The sequence below is a fragment of the Clostridium paraputrificum AGR2156 genome (genome assembly GCF_000424025.1).
Classification (GTDB): domain Bacteria; phylum Bacillota; class Clostridia; order Clostridiales; family Clostridiaceae; genus Clostridium; species Clostridium paraputrificum.
The window spans coordinates 21,902-39,392 of the sequence record NZ_AUJC01000011.1; the positions used below are offsets into that span (position 1 = coordinate 21,902).

At 28.3% G+C, this 17,491-nt stretch carries 32 protein-coding genes; 27 read left to right on the forward strand and 5 right to left on the reverse strand.

Annotated features, from left to right (window positions below):
• Positions 1 to 81: 81 nt before the first annotated feature.
• Positions 82 to 573, reverse strand: a complete 492-nt coding sequence (locus G594_RS0112060; protein ID WP_027098822.1) for an ImmA/IrrE family metallo-endopeptidase — start codon at positions 571 to 573, stop codon at positions 82 to 84.
• Between the two features lie 146 nt (positions 574 to 719).
• On the opposite strand from G594_RS0112060, the gene G594_RS0112065 reads away from it, so the two are divergent.
• A complete protein-coding gene (locus tag G594_RS0112065) occupies positions 720 to 1,439 on the forward strand; it encodes a hypothetical protein (protein WP_027098823.1) in 720 nt (239 codons plus the stop codon).
• 27 nt (positions 1,440 to 1,466) lie between these two features.
• Here G594_RS0112065 and G594_RS0112070 read toward each other — a convergent pair whose 3' ends face one another.
• The 4 genes from G594_RS0112070 to G594_RS0112085 all read right to left on the reverse strand — a co-directional run bounded on the left by G594_RS0112070 (position 1,467) and on the right by G594_RS0112085 (position 5,270).
• On the reverse strand, positions 1,467 to 2,750 hold the full coding sequence (locus G594_RS0112070) for a hypothetical protein (RefSeq protein ID WP_027098824.1): 1,284 nt from the start codon (positions 2,748 to 2,750) through the stop codon (positions 1,467 to 1,469).
• Positions 2,751 to 2,755: 5 nt separating this feature from the next.
• Positions 2,756 to 3,571, reverse strand: coding sequence for a serine/threonine-protein kinase (locus G594_RS19670; protein ID WP_051195998.1), 816 nt, complete (start codon positions 3,569 to 3,571; stop codon positions 2,756 to 2,758).
• Between the two features lie 168 nt (positions 3,572 to 3,739).
• Positions 3,740 to 4,801, reverse strand: a complete 1,062-nt coding sequence (locus G594_RS0112080; protein ID WP_027098825.1) for a type I restriction endonuclease — start codon at positions 4,799 to 4,801, stop codon at positions 3,740 to 3,742.
• A 136-nt stretch (positions 4,802 to 4,937) separates the two neighbouring features.
• Positions 4,938 to 5,270 (reverse strand): helix-turn-helix domain-containing protein, encoded by a 333-nt coding sequence (locus G594_RS0112085; protein WP_027098826.1) that lies wholly within the window; start codon positions 5,268 to 5,270, stop codon positions 4,938 to 4,940.
• A gap of 170 nt (positions 5,271 to 5,440) precedes the next feature.
• Here G594_RS0112085 and G594_RS0112090 point away from each other — a divergent pair, with 170 nt between their 5' ends.
• The 26 genes from G594_RS0112090 (at position 5,441) to G594_RS0112220 (ending at position 17,489) form a co-directional block, all read left to right on the forward strand.
• Positions 5,441 to 5,632, forward strand: coding sequence for a helix-turn-helix domain-containing protein (locus G594_RS0112090; protein WP_027098827.1), 192 nt, complete (start codon positions 5,441 to 5,443; stop codon positions 5,630 to 5,632).
• 46 nt (positions 5,633 to 5,678) lie between these two features.
• Positions 5,679 to 6,113 carry a helix-turn-helix domain-containing protein gene (locus G594_RS0112095; RefSeq protein ID WP_027098828.1) on the forward strand — a complete coding sequence of 145 codons (435 nt, stop codon included), beginning with the start codon at positions 5,679 to 5,681 and terminating at the stop codon, positions 6,111 to 6,113.
• Positions 6,114 to 6,124: 11 nt separating this feature from the next.
• Positions 6,125 to 6,349 (forward strand): hypothetical protein, encoded by a 225-nt coding sequence (locus G594_RS18875; RefSeq protein WP_034866624.1) that lies wholly within the window; start codon positions 6,125 to 6,127, stop codon positions 6,347 to 6,349.
• Complete coding sequence (locus G594_RS0112105; protein ID WP_027098829.1) at positions 6,330 to 6,632, forward strand: hypothetical protein; 303 nt, start codon at positions 6,330 to 6,332, stop codon at positions 6,630 to 6,632. The genes G594_RS18875 and G594_RS0112105 overlap by 20 nt, the downstream gene beginning before the upstream one ends.
• Positions 6,633 to 6,684: 52 nt before the next feature.
• Entirely contained in the window at positions 6,685 to 7,560 is an 876-nt protein-coding gene (locus tag G594_RS0112110) for a ParM/StbA family protein (protein WP_027098830.1), read from the forward strand.
• A 9-nt stretch (positions 7,561 to 7,569) separates the two neighbouring features.
• Entirely contained in the window at positions 7,570 to 7,989 is a 420-nt protein-coding gene (locus tag G594_RS0112115; RefSeq protein ID WP_027098831.1) for a hypothetical protein, read from the forward strand.
• Between the two features lie 15 nt (positions 7,990 to 8,004).
• Positions 8,005 to 8,754: a hypothetical protein gene (locus G594_RS19675; RefSeq protein ID WP_027098832.1), complete on the forward strand. Its 750-nt coding sequence runs from the start codon at positions 8,005 to 8,007 to the stop codon at positions 8,752 to 8,754.
• Position 8,755: 1 nt separating this feature from the next.
• Positions 8,756 to 10,072 (forward strand): replicative DNA helicase, encoded by a 1,317-nt coding sequence (gene dnaB, locus G594_RS0112125; protein WP_027098833.1) that lies wholly within the window; start codon positions 8,756 to 8,758, stop codon positions 10,070 to 10,072.
• Between the two features lie 128 nt (positions 10,073 to 10,200).
• Positions 10,201 to 10,446 carry a hypothetical protein gene (locus G594_RS0112130; protein ID WP_034866628.1) on the forward strand — a complete coding sequence of 82 codons (246 nt, stop codon included), beginning with the start codon at positions 10,201 to 10,203 and terminating at the stop codon, positions 10,444 to 10,446.
• Between the two features lie 28 nt (positions 10,447 to 10,474).
• A complete protein-coding gene (locus G594_RS20140; RefSeq protein ID WP_155849305.1) occupies positions 10,475 to 10,621 on the forward strand; it encodes a hypothetical protein in 147 nt (48 codons plus the stop codon).
• A gap of 134 nt (positions 10,622 to 10,755) precedes the next feature.
• Positions 10,756 to 10,989, forward strand: a complete 234-nt coding sequence (locus tag G594_RS18885; RefSeq protein WP_051195999.1) for a hypothetical protein — start codon at positions 10,756 to 10,758, stop codon at positions 10,987 to 10,989.
• An 87-nt stretch (positions 10,990 to 11,076) separates the two neighbouring features.
• Positions 11,077 to 11,268, forward strand: coding sequence for a hypothetical protein (locus G594_RS0112145; protein WP_027098835.1), 192 nt, complete (start codon positions 11,077 to 11,079; stop codon positions 11,266 to 11,268).
• A 16-nt stretch (positions 11,269 to 11,284) separates the two neighbouring features.
• The gene (locus G594_RS0112150; RefSeq protein ID WP_027098836.1) at positions 11,285 to 11,590 is read left to right on the forward strand and encodes a hypothetical protein; all 306 of its coding nucleotides are present in this window, start codon (positions 11,285 to 11,287) and stop codon (positions 11,588 to 11,590) included.
• Between the two features lie 14 nt (positions 11,591 to 11,604).
• On the forward strand, positions 11,605 to 11,892 hold the full coding sequence (locus G594_RS0112155) for a hypothetical protein (protein WP_155849306.1): 288 nt from the start codon (positions 11,605 to 11,607) through the stop codon (positions 11,890 to 11,892).
• A gap of 40 nt (positions 11,893 to 11,932) precedes the next feature.
• Positions 11,933 to 12,109 carry a hypothetical protein gene (locus G594_RS20145; protein WP_155849307.1) on the forward strand — a complete coding sequence of 59 codons (177 nt, stop codon included), beginning with the start codon at positions 11,933 to 11,935 and terminating at the stop codon, positions 12,107 to 12,109.
• Between the two features lie 26 nt (positions 12,110 to 12,135).
• A complete protein-coding gene (locus tag G594_RS0112165) occupies positions 12,136 to 12,456 on the forward strand; it encodes a hypothetical protein (RefSeq protein WP_027098838.1) in 321 nt (106 codons plus the stop codon).
• Between the two features lie 28 nt (positions 12,457 to 12,484).
• Positions 12,485 to 12,670: a hypothetical protein gene (locus tag G594_RS0112170; RefSeq protein WP_027098839.1), complete on the forward strand. Its 186-nt coding sequence runs from the start codon at positions 12,485 to 12,487 to the stop codon at positions 12,668 to 12,670.
• Positions 12,671 to 12,811: 141 nt separating this feature from the next.
• Positions 12,812 to 13,201 carry an ArpU family phage packaging/lysis transcriptional regulator gene (locus G594_RS0112175; RefSeq protein ID WP_027098840.1) on the forward strand — a complete coding sequence of 130 codons (390 nt, stop codon included), beginning with the start codon at positions 12,812 to 12,814 and terminating at the stop codon, positions 13,199 to 13,201.
• Between the two features lie 162 nt (positions 13,202 to 13,363).
• Positions 13,364 to 13,600 (forward strand): hypothetical protein, encoded by a 237-nt coding sequence (locus G594_RS0112180; RefSeq protein WP_242829725.1) that lies wholly within the window; start codon positions 13,364 to 13,366, stop codon positions 13,598 to 13,600.
• A 1-nt stretch (position 13,601) separates the two neighbouring features.
• Complete coding sequence (locus G594_RS0112185) at positions 13,602 to 14,207, forward strand: tyrosine-type recombinase/integrase (protein WP_027098842.1); 606 nt, start codon at positions 13,602 to 13,604, stop codon at positions 14,205 to 14,207.
• A 204-nt stretch (positions 14,208 to 14,411) separates the two neighbouring features.
• A complete protein-coding gene (locus tag G594_RS0112195; protein WP_027098843.1) occupies positions 14,412 to 14,603 on the forward strand; it encodes a hypothetical protein in 192 nt (63 codons plus the stop codon).
• A gap of 15 nt (positions 14,604 to 14,618) precedes the next feature.
• On the forward strand, positions 14,619 to 14,744 hold the full coding sequence (locus G594_RS20645) for a hypothetical protein (protein ID WP_278244165.1): 126 nt from the start codon (positions 14,619 to 14,621) through the stop codon (positions 14,742 to 14,744).
• 99 nt (positions 14,745 to 14,843) lie between these two features.
• Positions 14,844 to 15,035, forward strand: coding sequence for a hypothetical protein (locus G594_RS0112205; RefSeq protein ID WP_027098844.1), 192 nt, complete (start codon positions 14,844 to 14,846; stop codon positions 15,033 to 15,035).
• Entirely contained in the window at positions 15,028 to 15,327 is a 300-nt protein-coding gene (locus tag G594_RS0112210) for an HNH endonuclease (RefSeq protein WP_027098845.1), read from the forward strand. The genes G594_RS0112205 and G594_RS0112210 overlap by 8 nt, the downstream gene beginning before the upstream one ends.
• 129 nt (positions 15,328 to 15,456) lie before the next feature.
• On the forward strand, positions 15,457 to 15,828 hold the full coding sequence (locus G594_RS0112215) for a hypothetical protein (protein WP_027098846.1): 372 nt from the start codon (positions 15,457 to 15,459) through the stop codon (positions 15,826 to 15,828).
• Complete coding sequence (locus G594_RS0112220) at positions 15,825 to 17,489, forward strand: terminase large subunit (protein WP_027098847.1); 1,665 nt, start codon at positions 15,825 to 15,827, stop codon at positions 17,487 to 17,489. Before G594_RS0112215 ends, G594_RS0112220 begins: the two co-directional genes overlap by 4 nt.
• Positions 17,490 to 17,491 lie beyond the last annotated feature (2 nt).

The following is a 17,491-nucleotide window of genomic DNA, read 5'->3' on the forward strand; positions in this document are numbered from 1 at the left end:
TTTATTTTAACTATACATAAAGTGTTTATCTTAATTAAAGTGATTTAGAGAAAATATTAATCATTAAAATATGTATTAATACTAAATATTACAGGCTAAATACTGAGCTTCATGTCTGCTAATAATTTCTTTGACTTTATTAAGTCTAATATCATCTATGCATATAGATAAAATTTTGTAATTTATGATTTCTTCAGTAACATTAAATCTTTCTGCAAGAGTATATATGTTGTTTGAACAATCCAAAATAGCTTGCACAAATTCTTCATCACTAATAAAGAAGTTAGAAGCCCATAGTTTTGCTTTAACTTCTTCTTTTTGCTTTAATATATCTCCAATATAAGAAGTTTCCTGTTTTATTAAGTTGCCTATAGTTTTAAAGTGATGACCAAGTTCTTCAGCTAGTATAGAGTAATACTCTTTATCATTACTAACACTTTTATTTATTCCTATAATAGGATTTATTCCAGGAATATTGATATAAATTCCTGATGCCTCTGGAATTCTTAACTCCTCATCTACGTTTATATTTTCTTTTTCAATTAAACTTAGTAATTCTAGTCTTTTTCTCATATGTCTTTTCATCCCCTTGAATAATATGGTATATTTATATATATAGCATGCAAACAAATGTTCGTCAAATGTCTAAAAAACTATGAGATTCATATTTTTTGTAGTAAAATATATTTATGTGATAATTAATATATAGGAGGATATTTATGAGTTTTAGATTTGAAAGAGATATGACTGAGCTTTTAATTAATGAATTTGAGGAATTTATGAATACTATAAAGAAAGATTACAAAGATTATATATATGCTTGTGAATATCCTATTTATTATAGAATGGTTGATTTATGTATTGCTTCATATTGTAATGAGTATAACCAATTTATGGAGTGTATTGATTATGAGAAAGCTATAAAAAAATTATCATCTAAATGTTTTAGCATTCTTGCATTGATTAGCGCAAATAAGAAAGTATCAATTAATAAGATAGAAAAAGAACTTTTTATAAAAAGATTAGAGTTAGAGAAGTGCTTAGATATTTTATGTAAATCAGGTCTTGTTGAGAAAGTAACAGAGAGATCTTATGTTTTAGGAAGTTGGAATGTAATACTTCCTAAAGAAATAATAGCAGTAGAGTTAAAGTTGTCAAAGTGGCAAGAGGCTCTAGAACAAGGTATTTTTAACCTTCAATTTGCTGATTATTCTTATGTAGTACTTGATAAAGCCCGAATTAATGAATCAAGTCTATTGGTTGAAGAGTATAAAAAAAATAATGTCGGATTGATTTATATGAGTAATGACGGGAAGTATGAAGTGAAGTATATGCCAAAACGTAATAAGAAAATAAGTATATATAAAAGCCATTACTATAAAATTAAAATTTTAAAAGACTTTAGTATAAATATAGATAAATGGAAAAAGATCTCGTAATATATTTAATACAAGATCTTTTTTTATTTATAGTAAAGAATATTTTTTTATGAAATCGTCCAAGCATTTACTCCATATTTTTATATGACTAAAATCTTGTGTAAGATTTTTAGCTTTAATAATATTCAATAAATATGAGGTTTTCATATCGGCATTAAGTAACCATTTTTGGGTAAGGTTAAGCCTATCTTTTAATGGTAATGAAGATATTTTAGATGAAACTTGGGAAAGCAATTCATAGCGATGTAACTTTGCGGCAGTTACATTATTTCTACTTTCTTTCCACTCAGTTAACATCTGTACATCTTGATTTTTTATTAATGTGTCATATAAGTTTGTGCTAAATTTAGTGATATCTTCTTCTATAAAATGAAGGAGATTTTTATCTCTTAATTTTGATAAATCTTTATTAGATAAAAAGTCTCCAATTAATGAGTATGAAAAAAAGAATGGTAATGAAATTCCAAAACCTTCTTTATCAATAAAGTCCTCATAATTTAGATACTTCTCTTTATTAAAGTACCCACTTCCAAAAGCTTTTGCACCTACACATAATCCAAGAAGTCCAGCTAAGTCCGTATAATTTAATATGACTTCTTTATTGTATAGTTCTCCAAGTACATAAGAAAATTCAAGAATAGTTTTTATTATATTTACATCTGTAATTTGTTGAGAAGTAGTAGTTTCAAATGTGATATAGTATCCTGAAAATTCATTAAAAGAAGATAAGTTATCAAGTATTAATGAAAGCAATGAATTTTCTTCAAAATCTCTTTGAGTTAAAACAGTTTGTGAAAATGCAACTGAAATTAAAACAGGTTTGGAAATATTTTTTATAAATTCTATACTAGCATTTATCCATTTTAATTGTTCACAAAAAGCATCTTCAGTATCAATTATTAGTGGTGTAGGAATAATTATGTGGGAACAATTCATGGATTGTTGAAACTCTATGCAGTCTTGTATTCTTTTTTTTAAGTCTAAGTCATTAATTGGATAGAACACATTTTCATAAGATTGTTTTGTAGATAATTGTTTAACAAACTCAGTTAATTTCATTGTATTACTTTCAAATTCATCGTAATTAGGGTTGAACCAAGGATAGGTTGATAGTCTTGTAAAAGTTTTTTTACAAGAATTCTTTAAAGATAATGGAAAGTATAGTTGAGGATCAAATAGTCTCAAAGAAGTTATAAGAGTTACTCGTCTCTCAACAGAAGGTTTATCTAGCTGAGCAGAAGAAAATATAACTCCTGGTATAGAGAGTTCAGAATTAATGTTTGTAGTGTATCCACGGTTTAATAAGAACATGTATTTTACCTCCCAAGTTTATTACATATCATTTCTCTAGTAAAAGGACGTAGATATGGTATTTTATTCATTAATGAAGTTATTAATTTTTTAATTTTAATATCTATAAAACAATTATGTGGAAATTCTGGAATAGGCTTTGTAAACATATCATTCTGATTTCTATTAAAAGGATGATATCCTGTAGCTATTTCATATGCTGTAATTCCTAAAGCATAGTAATCAGCTTTTTGGGTTAAGTTTTTGCGACCATTCAATTGTTCGGGTGCAATATACCCTATAGTTCCCATTATTGTACCAGCTATTGTCATTGTAGATTCATCTAAATATTTAGCCATACCTAAATCTACTAGTATAAATGAATTACCACATTTTATTATATTATCTGGCTTAATATCACAATGAACAACACGTTCTTTCCATAAGTTATCAATTGCATTAGATATGCATAATAATAAATTAATTACATCATTTTCATTGAATTGATAGCCTTCATTTAGCAAACGTCGTAAATCTTTACCATTTACGTAGGATGTTTCTGTAAAATAACACTGAATAGAGCGTATTGTTATTTCACCATGATTAAATAAATTAACTAAATTGCTACAATTTATTTTACTAAGTTTTTTGGCTTCTATTTCTGTACGAACTTGTTGATGATTAGGGCTATAGATTTTTAAAGCAGTCATTTTTCCGCTTGGATATATAGCTTTAGCTACAGTACCTTCTCCTCCAGATTTTATTATGTCTACAGAACTATAGTATGGAAATGAGGATAAGATGTCATATTCAGTTAATGGTGGGTTAAAAGGTGCAGGCATAAAACTCCTCCTTAGTTTATGTTATTTGATTTTTTAGGATATAGTTGTAAAATAAGGTGGCTCTAAAACATTCTGTATAGTTTATGAATTATTATTAAATAATAAGTGAGAAGTCATCTCTTATTTGTTACATATTAGTATAATTGTTGAATTATATGAGGTTATTTATTATATAAATTTTTGAATTATATTTTTAAACTTGTCTTCGTATTGATATAAATCATTTAGGTTGTCAATATAGATTCTTTCTTGACCTTTATCAACAGTTGGGAATACTATTGATTTTTTTGTTCCTAAGTATAATCTACAAATCCATTTACGAGTATTATTTTGATATAGTATACCAAAATAAGTTTCAGTATCTTTGTAATTAATATCATCTGGATTAATATCTGCCCTTAATATTGATTTTATAATAGCATATCCTTCAAGCTCTTCAGAGGTAGTGTTAATTTTATTAACTATATCTGATTCGCTAGGTGTTTCATCAGATAGTGCAATTTCAGATTGAATAGAATTTTTATTATTAAGAGTTTCGGCAAACTTTGTACTAAGAGTTTCGTTCATAAATTGATTAAAAGATTTTTTTACTATAGGCATAAATTTCTCTACAACTGCTGCCGTTTTTCTTCCTTCGTAAACTTGTCCAAGAATATAGTTAGTAAAATCTTCAGAAGTATTATTTAATTGTTGTTTGAAAAAGTCTTTTATTAGATTTGAGTATTTTAATTCTTCAGCTGAACTAAGTATTGAGTTAACATCAAGAGAATCACGTTGAAAGTTAGTAAGATAGTTAATTTGTGTATCAGTTAGATTATTCAAATCAACCTCAAAAAAAGGACGTTTATCCATTTTATTTATTTCGTCTAAATCTGAATAAAAGCGATATTTGATTCCATTAGTTAGTACTCCAAATTTTGCTTTAGATGAATTAAAGTATCTAAATAATTGTGAACCATGCTTGTCAAGTTTTTCTGTACAAGATTTAGCTTCTATAAGAATAGTAGGTTCATTGTCAATAATTATTGCATAATCAACCTTTTCACCTTTTTTAACTCCATAATCGGCATCAAATTCGGGACAAAATTCTAAAGGATTGAAAACATCATATCCTAAGATTTGAAAGAATGGTAGTATTAAAGATTGTTTTGTACCTTCTTCAGTTTTTATTTGTTCAACTAATAAGTCTATTCGTTCTGATAACGAGTAAAGTTTATCTTTGATTTCCATAAAATCCTCCCCTTTATGTAATAAAATTTATATATTATGTTAAATATTACCCCTAATATTTAAAAATATAGGCGCTCATTATGAACACCATATTTTCTGTACCATATTGTCAATAAGAAGTGAAAAAATAAAAAGATTACTTCTTATATTTTTGTTTTATATATTCTATATAATTCTCAATTTCTTTCCTAGCTTCGTCAGGAAGATCTTTATAATCATAATCACTGTGAAGAGCAATTGTTTCTTCATTGTTATTATGATTTTTAATATCAGTCTTACCAAGGAGATAGTCAACAGAAATATTGAAGTATTCTGAAATTTTTAATTTAATCTCATCATTAGGAGTACTATTTCCTGTTTCGTACATAGAGATAGTCGTTTTCCCAACACCTAGTATTTTACCTAATTCAGATTGTGTTAATTTATTAGATTTTCTAAGTTCCTTTAACCTATCTGCTAATGTAATCATGTTAATCTCCTTTCTAGTATGTTCAATATAATTGTACCTTGTTTACAATAAAAAAGAAAGTTAGTCCAAAATAATTGGTTTTAGTTCAAAAATATAGTTGACAGTTCAAGAATATTGGATTATTATATAGGTATAATGAATCCAATATTCTTGAACAAAGGAGGGGTATGATGACAGAGTTACTTAAAAAATTGAGATTAGAAAATGGAAAAACTCAATATGAAGTAGCTAAGGCTCTTGGATATAAAGGAAAAAGTGGTTATTCAATGTTAGAGAATGGTAAGGTTGAACTTACAATACCTAAAGCTAAAATATTAGCAAAGTTATATAATGTTGATGCAAAAATTTTTTTAGAAATATAGTCCAAGAATCTTGATTTTATTCTAATATATTTAAGGAGGAAAGAGAATGGTGAGTGAATACAGAAATATTTACCAAATTGCTAGAGAAAGTACAGGATTAACACAAGAAAAAGCATCTGAATACATGGATATATCAGTTGATAGTTTAAGAGCATATGAAGGAGGTAAAAGAATACCACCAGATAGGGTAGTTATTAAGATGATTGAAATATATGATACTCAATATTTGGCTTATCAGCATCTTAAGACTAGTGATGAAGTAGGAAGAGAATATTTGCCTAGTATAGAGATTAAAGACTTGCCAGTAGCTATATTAAGGTTGCAAAAGGAAGTCAGTGATTTCATTAAATTAAAGGATGAAATGATTAATATAACATGTGATGGAATTATAGATGATGAAGAAAGACCAAGGTGGATGTTAATAACTAAGGAGCTTGATGATGTTGTTGAAGCAATTATGGCTTTAAAATTTGCAAGATAGGAGTGATATATATGGTTGGAAATATAAAAGTAGTAGATGCAGCAAGAATAATGGGGAAATCTCAACAATTTGTAAGGATTGGATTACAAAGAGGCTTATTGCCTTTTGGAACAGCTATACAAATGACTTCTATGTGGACATATCATATATCGCCTAAACTATTTTATGAATATATGGGTCCAGAATTTAAAGAGATTATAGAAAAGGAGTGTAGTGATGGAAGAAAAGATAATTGATTTAATTGGAGAAATAACAAAATTAACTATGAAGTTAAATAGTAAATATGAAGATGATTTTTTTGTTAGATATTCAGGGCATACAAATGGGTTTGAGATATTTTATATTGATGGTGGATATAGAGAAAATGATAGTGTTGAGCAAAATCATTTAATCTTTTTATTTATTAAGAATACAGAAGAAGATGTAAGGAAATTAGAAGGTGTAAAAGAATTGCTTTTAAAAAAGCTAGAAAATAAAAATGAACCTTTAGAAAAGGTTCAAAAACAAATCAAAAAATAGATACGGACGGCAATCCGTATCTCCATTATAACATAAAAGGAGAGAAAAGAAAATGAATAATATTACAGTTATTGACTTAGGAAATTACAATGTTAAAGGAATTGATACAAAAGGTAAGCAAGTTACTTTTAAAAGTAATATAAGTAGGGAATATGAAGCTTATCCAGATGGATTTAGTTACGTTAATTTAGGTGGCGAGTTTACTTTTTTTGAGAAAGGTAACTTTAGTAAGGAATATATAAAAACTAAAAAGGATTATATAGCACAGTTATTATATGCCATAGCTAAGTTAAATGAGGAAAGTGAGAACATTGAAACTAATTTAACTCTACTTTTACCAATAAGCGAAATGGATCATAAGCAAAAGTATATTGAGGATCTAAATGGAAAGGAATTTAAGTTTGTCGCAAAGACTACTAAGAAAAGCAATAAGGTTGTTAAAATCTTAGATGTTTTTGTAGTACCAGAAGGATATGCAAGTTATTTCACTTTAGATGATAAAACTAAATCAAGCAATGTATTAATACTTGATATTGGAGGACGAACAACTAACGTAGTGGCTATGGATAATGGAAAGCCACAAGTATTAAATACTTATAAAATTGGTATTTTAGACTTCTATTTAAAGCTTAAGAATTTAAATTCAGATAAGGAATATAAGATTGAAGATATTGAAAAAGCAATAACTAAAGGTGATATAAAAGTATCTAAAAAGCAGTTAGCAGCTTTTACTAATGATGTGATTAATGAAGTGAGTATAAATATAAATTTAAATCATTATAACTATGTTATTTTTACAGGTGGTGGCTCTATAGTCATCCAGGACATTATTAAAGAGAGTCTACCTTCACAATGCGTACTAGCTACTAATGCCTTAAATACTAACATACGAGGAGCATTAGAAGCTAGTAAAGAGATATGGAAGTAGGTATTTTATATGGCAAAATCAGAGAGAATAACATTTCTATTAAATAAAGAAAATCCTAAAGATAAATTAATACTAGATTTATTAAGCAAACAGTATAACAAATCAGATTTTATTAGGGATATTTTATATAAAGTTGCTACTTTTAATGATGATAATACCATGATAACATCATTATCACACCATGATAATACTATTACAACACCGTTATCACATGATGATAATAGTATGATAATACCATTACAATATGATGATAATACCATGATAACACCATTACCACATCATGATAATAGCATTACAACATCATTATCACATGATGATAATGCATTTAAAGTTGATATAAGTACGCTAGAAGGTGATGAAGTTGATTTATCAATATCATCTTCAAGTGATCCAAGTAAAAATGCACTAGATTTTTTAAAGGATATGTAGATAGGGGGATGGAATATGTATTTTTCTTTTGATTCAGAAGTGGCGAAAGTTGTTGGTGTTGATGGAGCAATTATGCTGAATAATATGTATTACTGGATTGCTAAGAATAGAGCTAACGATAAGCATTATTACGAAAATACTTACTGGACCTATAATACAATAAATGCTTTGACAGAACTATTCCCATTTTGGAGTAAAAAGCAGATAAGTCGAATATTAAATAAATTGATTGAGGATGGATATTTATCAACAGGTAATTTTAATAAGGTTTCTTATGATAGGACTAAATGGTATACATTGACCGAAAAGGGATATTCCATTTTCCCAAATGGGGAAATCGAATTACCCAAAAAGGAAAATCGAATTGACCAAAAGGGGAACACTATACCAAATAATATACCAAATAATATACCAAATAATATACCAAATAATATAAATAGTGCAAATGATGATTTGATAAATGATGAAAAGGTAGTAGATAAAATTTGGAGTCTATATCCAAACAAAAAGGGAAGGGCACAAGCCATTAAAAAGATACCAAAGATAATATCGAGTATTGGTGAGAGTCAGCTTATTAGGTGCATAGAGAGATATTCTTTGGAATGTAAGGGCAAGGATAAGCAGTTTATTCTTAATGGATCTACTTTTTTTAATGGCAGATATGAAGATTATTTAGACTGTAATTTTACAGATGAGAAAACTGAGAATAAAGAAGAGATTAAGCCTAAGGAAAATAAATATAAATTCATACTGGAGGATATGTAGAATGAATGATACAAGACAATTACCACATAGCATTGAAGCAGAGCAGGCAGCTCTTGGATGTATTATTAATTATAAAAACCAACTAGCTTTAGCTGAGGATGTACTTAAAGATGATGATTTTTATTGGGACAAGCATAAGAGAATCTTTAGCACAATAAAGGCTCTAAGCAGAAAAGATATGAATATAGACTTGATTACTTTACTTAATGAGTTAAAAGTATCAGATAGCATAGATAAATGTGGTGGGGTAAGTTATATAACAGAGATAGCAACTAATACAGTATTTAGCAGCAATGTTGAATCATATGTGAAAATCATAAAAGATAAATCTGATAGAAGAAATCTTATAAGAGCAGGACGAGAGTTAATATCAAAAAGTTATGAAGAAAGTGAAGTCGAATCAATAATTTCCACAGTAGAAGATAAAATCTACAAAGTTATCAACAGTAAGGAGTCAGAAGATATCATCGATATGGGACAATCTGTGGAAAAAGTGTTGACTAGAATAGAAAATAATTATTGCAATGGTGGTAAGATACTTGGAAACACTACAGGGTTTAAGGAGATAGATAATACTATTTCAGGACTTCAAAAAGGTGATTTTATTATTGTTGCAGCAAGACCTAGTATGGGAAAGACGGCCTTTGCTCTTAATATTGGTCAACATGCATCAAAGGGTGCAAGTGTTGGGATATTTTCTTTAGAAATGACTACAGAGCAACTTATGGAAAGATTGATTTCATCAAGAAGTTTAGTGGAGTTTGGAAAGATAAAAACAGGAAAATTAGATGAAGCTGAATTTAGAAAAATAACGGATGCTGCTAATGTATTAGCTAAAAGAAAAATATTTATCGATGATAAGTCAACTAATCTTTCAGATATTAAAGCTAAGTGTAGAAATCTAAAGATTAAAGAAGGTTTAGACGTAGTTATTATAGATTACTTACAGTTAATCGAAATTTCAGATAAGACAAATTCGAGAGAGCAAGAAATTGCAAAGATTTCAAGAGAACTTAAGAAATTAGCTAAGAAGTTAGAAATAACAATAGTTGCTTTATCGCAATTATCAAGAGCACCAGAGCAAAGGACAGATCATAAGCCTATACTTTCAGATTTAAGAGAATCTGGTTCTATTGAACAAGATGCAGATGTGATTTTTATGCTTTATAGAGATGAGTATTACAATAAAGAATCAGAAGAAAAAAATATAGCTGAGTTAATAATAAATAAAAATAGAAATGGTGAAACCAAGACAATTAAGTTAGGATGGATTGGTCAATACCAAAGGTTTGCAACATTAGACAGGGGAAATTGTTAGTAAGTTAAAATCTCATGGGCTTTGATAAGGGATTACAATAAGCTGCAAAGCTTACTTCAAGGTCATGTGAGTCTTCCAGGGGGGAGAAATCCTCCCAATAAATTAGATAGGTTAGGGAAGTGATTTTATTGGAAGAACTAATAATTAATAAAGTTGATAAAACAAAAGAGTATGATTTTTCTACCGCTTATGATAGGTTGCTTGAGGAAAATATTATAACAAGTATAGACACTAAAAATAGTTATAGATTAGATAGATTTGTAGGAGGAAAAGTTAAGTTGAAATTTTATAATCCTTCAATATCGAGATGGCAAAATACAGATTATATGTTGAGTAAAGAAATTTTAGGGAAATGGTATGTAACTAAGAACTAATAAAGCTATTATAGGAGGATTAATTGAAGTGGAAATAATATTGAGATATAGAAATAAGGGAGAATCAAACATTAATGAGATTAGATTTGCCGATTATTGTCCATTTGGATTTTGGATGGCTCAAAACTGTGAAGAAATTGAAGTTGTTGAGTGTATTCAAGAGGAAGATTTTTAGTGACTGATAAGTCGTAATTGCAAGAAAGTACGACATAAATGCTCTTTGAAAATTGAATAGTACGGTATTTACAAAATATGTTATAATTAACCAATAATTATATTAATTCTAAATAATTAAGGAGATGATTTTGGATGAGTAGAAAAGTAGACAAAAGGTTTCACTTAAATTATTGGAAATTAAGTTATAGGAGAAGGTTTGTTAGAAACTTATGGATGTTACCTTTGTTGATGGTAATAACTGGAATTTTGATAACGAGAGGAGATAGTACACTTACTTGTAGAATAATACCAATAATATTATTAGTAAGTAGTGTGTTTGAATTGATATATAATTATTTGAAATGGAAAAAAACTGAAAAATCTTAAAATATTAAATTATTAAAGATACCGTATTATTCAAAATTGAATAGCGGTATTTTTTTATATCCCAATTTGTAGAAAGGAGGAGTATACATGGATAAGCTTTGTATAGGTTGCCAATATAGAGTTCAAAAAGAGGGCAATAAATATAACTATTATTGTTCTAATAAATTGGTTATTTCTAAATTAAATATTCCTCCTAATATGATACCTTCTTGCTTATATGCTAGGAGTTATGGAGTGTATTGGGATTGTAAAGAATATAAATCAGAAAATAATAATTAGAAAGGATAAGAAGAGAATGAAATTTTATGAATTTAATCAACATGAATATTACGGGTTGGTATTAGCAATAGATGAAAGATGGGCTAAGAGAGGATACGAAGATATAGTAGCTGATTTAGAAGATGAGGAAAAAGATATTAGTCCTGATATTATAACTGAAGAACAAGCATTAGATAGATATAAAAAAGGTAAAATAGACGGATGTAACACAGTAGAAGAAAAGATTAATGATTTTAATGGTATAGTTAAGAATTTTGAAGAGTATGTAAGCAAAGGTGAAGAGCCATATATGGTTTTACTTATTGATGGGGCATTACTTTAATTCACAATACTAAGATGATGTGTAGAAAGGAAGATGTAAAAATGAAAAATGATACTATAGTAAATTTTTTAATTGTGGTAACAGATAAAGATTCTTTTATAGCTGATTATCCTAACGAAATAGAAGATTGCATAGATGGATATTTTTGTGAAGATAATTGTATAGATAACGTTCCAAAAGAAAAAGGCATTTATGAATGTGAAGCTAAATATTGGTTTATACAAGGATTTTGTGATGGATATCCAGCTGATGGAGAAAGCGAATGTGGATTTGAAATTATAAATAGTAAGAAGGCATATTAATTCATAATTCTAAGATGATGTGTAGAAAGGAAGAATGAAAATGGAAAGTGGATGGATTATAAATTTTAAAAATGGAATGAGAGTAATATTAAATGAAAAGGCGTATTTAAAATATCAAAAAGAGACACCAAAGAAGGATGTTGCCAGTGAAGAACATTGGTTTATATTAGATAATGCAATTAAAGAAAACCCTGATTTAGAAGTAATTGAATTGTAGAAAGGACGTAGAAAGGGTGGAGTAAGATGACATTAGAGGAAGCGATAGAACACGCAAAATCTCAAGCAATAAAATTAGGTTGTACAGAGTGTGGCAAAGAGCATGAGCAGTTAGCAGAATGGCTCAAAGAATTAAAGGAATATAAAAAACAAGTATTTAAACTTGGAGATATTGTTTATTGGTATGACGACGATTATAGGTATTTCGAAAGTGCAATAAAAAATATAAGTATCTTGTCTGACGGAACTTATGAATACTCTACACAGGATATTGATTTTGTCACAGAAGATATAGGGAACTGGGTATTTGAAAATGAATTTCTTCGAAATGAACATTTTCAAATATAATTCACAATACTAAGAAAGGAATATGTAAATGGAATTTAGGTTAATAGATAAAAATAAAACACGAGTGAAGTTTAGTAATAAGAGGGAAAAGGTTGTTATAGAGCAATTAAAATATTTGGGACTAGCACCAAGTAAAGAGAGTAGTAAGTATACGTATTTTATATTTGCAGGAGATATAGCAACAACAGTTAAATGTTTAGGATTAGAGTATTAGTAAGTTAGGGAGTATATAAAGAAAAAGGTGTTCATAACGAACACCTTAGGGTTAGAGAAAATTATAGTTAGCGAATCGTTTCTCTAACCGAACATCTATTCTTATTATAACATATAGATTGAAAAAGGGATAGGTGATTTTATGGAAATAACTAAAGAGCAATATAAAAAGATAAAAAAAGAAGTTGAGAATGATTTAAGAAATTACCCTTACTATTTAATTTCAATAGAGATGCCTGGACTTGGTTCAGCATGTAGACCAGATTTAATTTTCGATAAAAATATTAGTCCATCAGATCCAGTTGGCAAAGCAATAGTGGACCAAGAGTATAAGAGAATAATAGTTAATGCTATAAATTATGTATATGATAAATTAGATAATGGTAGTAAGAAAGTCGTTGATTATAGTTACTTTAGAGATGATAAAACTAATCAAGAAGTAATTGAAGAACTAAAAATAAGTAAAAATAGGTTTTATGAAATAAAGAAAAAAGCTATTAATAAATTTATGATAGGACTTGGATATTGCTAACTAGGACAAAATAGGGAGAAAAAAAGGATTATTTAGGGAGTAAATTAAGACTTTTTAATGGATAAATTAGAGAATACTGATTACTATATTAGTATAGTGAAAAATTATATAGAGATTTAATACATAAGCACAAGCAATTAAGCCTGTGCTTTTATTTTTGCAATGGAGGTGAGAAAAATAGTAAGTATATATATTAGTTATAAATGCACTAGATGCAATAAAGAAACAATATTACTTACAGATGAAGTTGCATCTACATTGAAAACTGGTAAGTGCTTATCATGTTCTCATTGTGGTTGTAAGAAGATAAGGGAAGAAAAATCAACTGATAACTTAAAAGAATGTATGGAACACGCTGCATATAAAAAAGTTAATGGAGCAATTAGGCAGGTGAGATAACATGGGAAGAAAAAGACCTGCTAGACCTATTACAAGAACTAGTGATGTATTGGATATTCAAGATTATTTAAAATATAAAAATTATAGAGATTATGTTCTTTTTTTAGTTGGTGTTACTACAGGATATAGAGCAGGCGATTTAGTTAATCTTAAAGTAAGAGATATTAAAGAGGCCATGCGAAAAAAAGAATTCACAATTTATGAGGGCAAGAAGATGAAAACTAAGAAGATAAGAGAGAAGAACAGAAAGCCCAGAACAGTAGAGCTAATACCAGAATTAGCAAAGATATTAAAAGAATATATTAAAGATAAAAAGGATTATGAATATATGTTTAAATCTAGAAAAGGAGTTAATAAGCCAATAGGTATTCAAGCTGTAACTAATGCAATAAAAGAAGCTGCTAACTATTTTGGACTTTATGACATAACAGCTCACAGTATGAGAAAAACATATGCTTATAAGATATATATTGAAAGTGATAGGGATATAGTTGTTGTTAAAGAATTATTAGGTCATAGCTCTATAGAAGAAACAAAAAGATATATAGGATTAGATAGAGAGAAATATCATCAATATTCAAAGTCATTAAGAGATTTTGTGAGATGATATTTTTTATTTTTGACTATGAATGTTTAATAATTTGGTCTATAAACATTGAAGGTGAAAAAATAAGTGCATATATTAGAAGGAAAAATTAAAAATGAATGTGTGATTCCCTAAGATAATTAAACATTCAAATCGAAAAACACGAACATTTTTAGGGCACTTATTCATGTTTTTAACAATCTTTTTTATAAAATGAGGTGCAAAATGAAGCGAAAAAATATAGTCATTGAGAGTGAAGAAGTTTTGAAGAATATATTAAATCGCTTAAATAGTTCAGAGAGTAAGATTTATTTATATGACAGTAAGGACAAAAGCAAGATAGCAATAGGTGATGAGCTGTTAGAAGGAATAAAAAGCTACTATAAAGCTAAGGTTTGTTTATTAAAGATTAAATAAAAGGATGTGTATTGTATGACAAAGGATTCAAAAGAAATTAGAGAAATGCAAAAGATATTTATAGGCTTAGCAGACATTACAGGAAAGATGGCAGATATGGTTGATAAGGAATCAAATGGAGAAGAAATTAATCAAGGGTAATTTGAAAGCTTAATAGGATCATATATGTATAAACTTGTTGAATTACAAAGCTTATCTAATAATATGTAGCCTATGTTTAAAAGAAAAGGAGGGAGATTTATGGTGATTTTACAAGCAAAAAGTATGATGTACAAAGATGATATTACTAAAAAAGAAAAAGTACTAAGTAAAAAGATAGGTAAGAAAGTTGTTATTATTCCGGCTGAATATGAGGTTATAGATTTAAGAATGGATAAGGTATCCGTCTTGGATTGGGTGTTAAATAAAATTGATAGAGGCAATAATGGCTAGGGAATTTGCAAAAGCATTTTATAAAAGTGCAGCATGGAAGAAAACAAGAGAATATATATTTAATAAGTATCATGGACTATGTGTTGATTGTGGTAATCCTGGAGAAGAAGTACATCATAAAGAGTTTTTAACTCCATATAATATTGATAATACTGATATAACATTAGGTGAGAATAATTTAATATTACTTTGCAAAGAGTGTCATCATAAAAGGCATAACAAACGTAAGAAATCAACTAGAGAAGGATTAGTATTTAATGAACATGGTGAGTTAGTGAGATGTGATGAATAGATTTGCTAATTAAATAAAAGTTAGGATAGCCCCCCCTAAAAAATATAAGGGGGGTATCTCTTTAGGGACCGAGGAGGGTACCTAAATCTTCCTCCGAATGAAATTTTAAAATAGAAGGGGGGATATTTTTTGAATATATCCGAACAATTAGAAAAAGAAAAAAAGATTAAGCAGGAAGTAAATAGAATTAAGAAGTTATACAAGGATTTTGAGAAAGATAAATCTAAAGTTCTTGAAGGATTAATAAATGAAGCTGCTTTTATGAAGTTATCTCTTGAAGAGTTACGTAATGATTTAATTAAAAATGGCTTTACAGAATTATTTGAACAAGGAGAGCAGTCTTTTTATAGAGAAAGACCAGAAGTTAAAGTTTATACTAACTTTATGCAAAAGTATTCAGTGGTTATGAAACAATTAATTGATTTATTGCCAATTGAAATAAAGAAGGAAGAAGCTGATGCTCTTATGGAATTTATGAAAAAGGGGCGTTTGAAAAAATGACATATATAGAAGAATATTATGAAAAAATTATGTCTGGAGAAATTAATGCTTGCAATAGAATTAAGCAAGTATATTCTTTATTAGTAGATAAAATAAGAAATCCAGATAAGTATGATCCTTGGGTATTTGATGAAGAGTTGGCCAATAGACCAATTGAATTTATTGAAACTTTTATTAAACAATCTCAAGGAGATTTAGGAGCTTGCTTAAAACTTGAACTATTCCAAAAGGCAAAGCATCAAGCAGTTTTTGGATTTGTTCATAAAGAAACTAGATTAAGACAATATCAGGAGGTTCTTGATATACGAGGAAGAAAAAATGGTAAGACAACAGAGTTAGCAGCAGATGAATTATATATGCTAGTTGGAGATGGTGAAGGTTCTCCGGAAGTTTACAATATAGCTACTAAATTAGATCAAGCTAAAAAAGGATTTAACGAGTGCTATAAAATGGCTCAACAATCAAAAGAGCTTAGTAAGCATCTAAAAAAGAGAAAATCAGATATTTATTTTCATGGGAATTATGGAACATTACAAGCTTTAGCTAGTAATTCTAATGGACTTGATGGTTTAAATAGCCATATGGTTACAATAGATGAATTAGCAGCAATAAAAAATAGGGATATATATGACCTTATGAAACAGTCAATGAGTAGTAGAAGACAACCTTTATTAAATTGTATTACTACAAATGGATTTGTTAGAAATTCTATTTTTGATAGTCAATATGAATATGCTTGTAAGGTGTTAGATGGTAAAACCAAAGACGATAGGTTTTTGGCTTTTATTTATGAGCTTGATGACAGAGAAGAATGGGACAAAGAAGAGTGCTGGATAAAGGCTAATCCAGGGCTTGGAAGTATTAAAAAGATAGAGTTTTTGAGAGATTGTGTCAATAAAGCGAAATCAGATGATGCATTTAAAGCTACAGTAATGGTAAAAGATTTTAATATGAAAGAAAATTCTGCTAGTGCATGGTTACGTTGGAATGAGTTAAATAATGAAAAAGTATTCGATTTATCTGAAATGAACTTTAGATATGGAATAGGATGTTTTGACTTGGCAGAAACAACTGATTTAGCATCAAGCAATGTATTTTGTAAAAGAGCAGGTGATGATAATATTTATTGTATATCAATGTATTTTATTCCAGAAGAAAAACTGAATCAGTTTGAGGATAATAAACAAGATGATGATGCACCATATAGGCTTTGGGAAAAACAAGGATTATTAAGAGTTTGTCCAGGAAACAAAGTTAATAAATATGATATGTTAGATTGGTTTAAGGAAATTAGAGATAAATATGATATTTATATACCGTGGATTGGATATGATCCATGGCATGTGGATGATAGTTTATTAGCAGCTTATAAAAATGAGTTTGGGCTAGAATCTATGATTAAAGTTAGACAAGGTGTTTATACTTTATCTGCTCCTATGAAGGAAATGAAAGCAGATTTAATTGCTAAAAAGATTGTTTATAATAATAATCCCGTAGATAAATGGTGTCTTAGCAATATGGAAATTAAAGTTGACACTAATGGTAATATTCAGCCTATTAAAGGATTAGATTCACGAAAAAGAATTGATGGTGGTGTATCAAAAATAATAGGATATGTAGTATTAAAGGATAAAGAAAGTGAATACGAAAGTATGATTTAAGG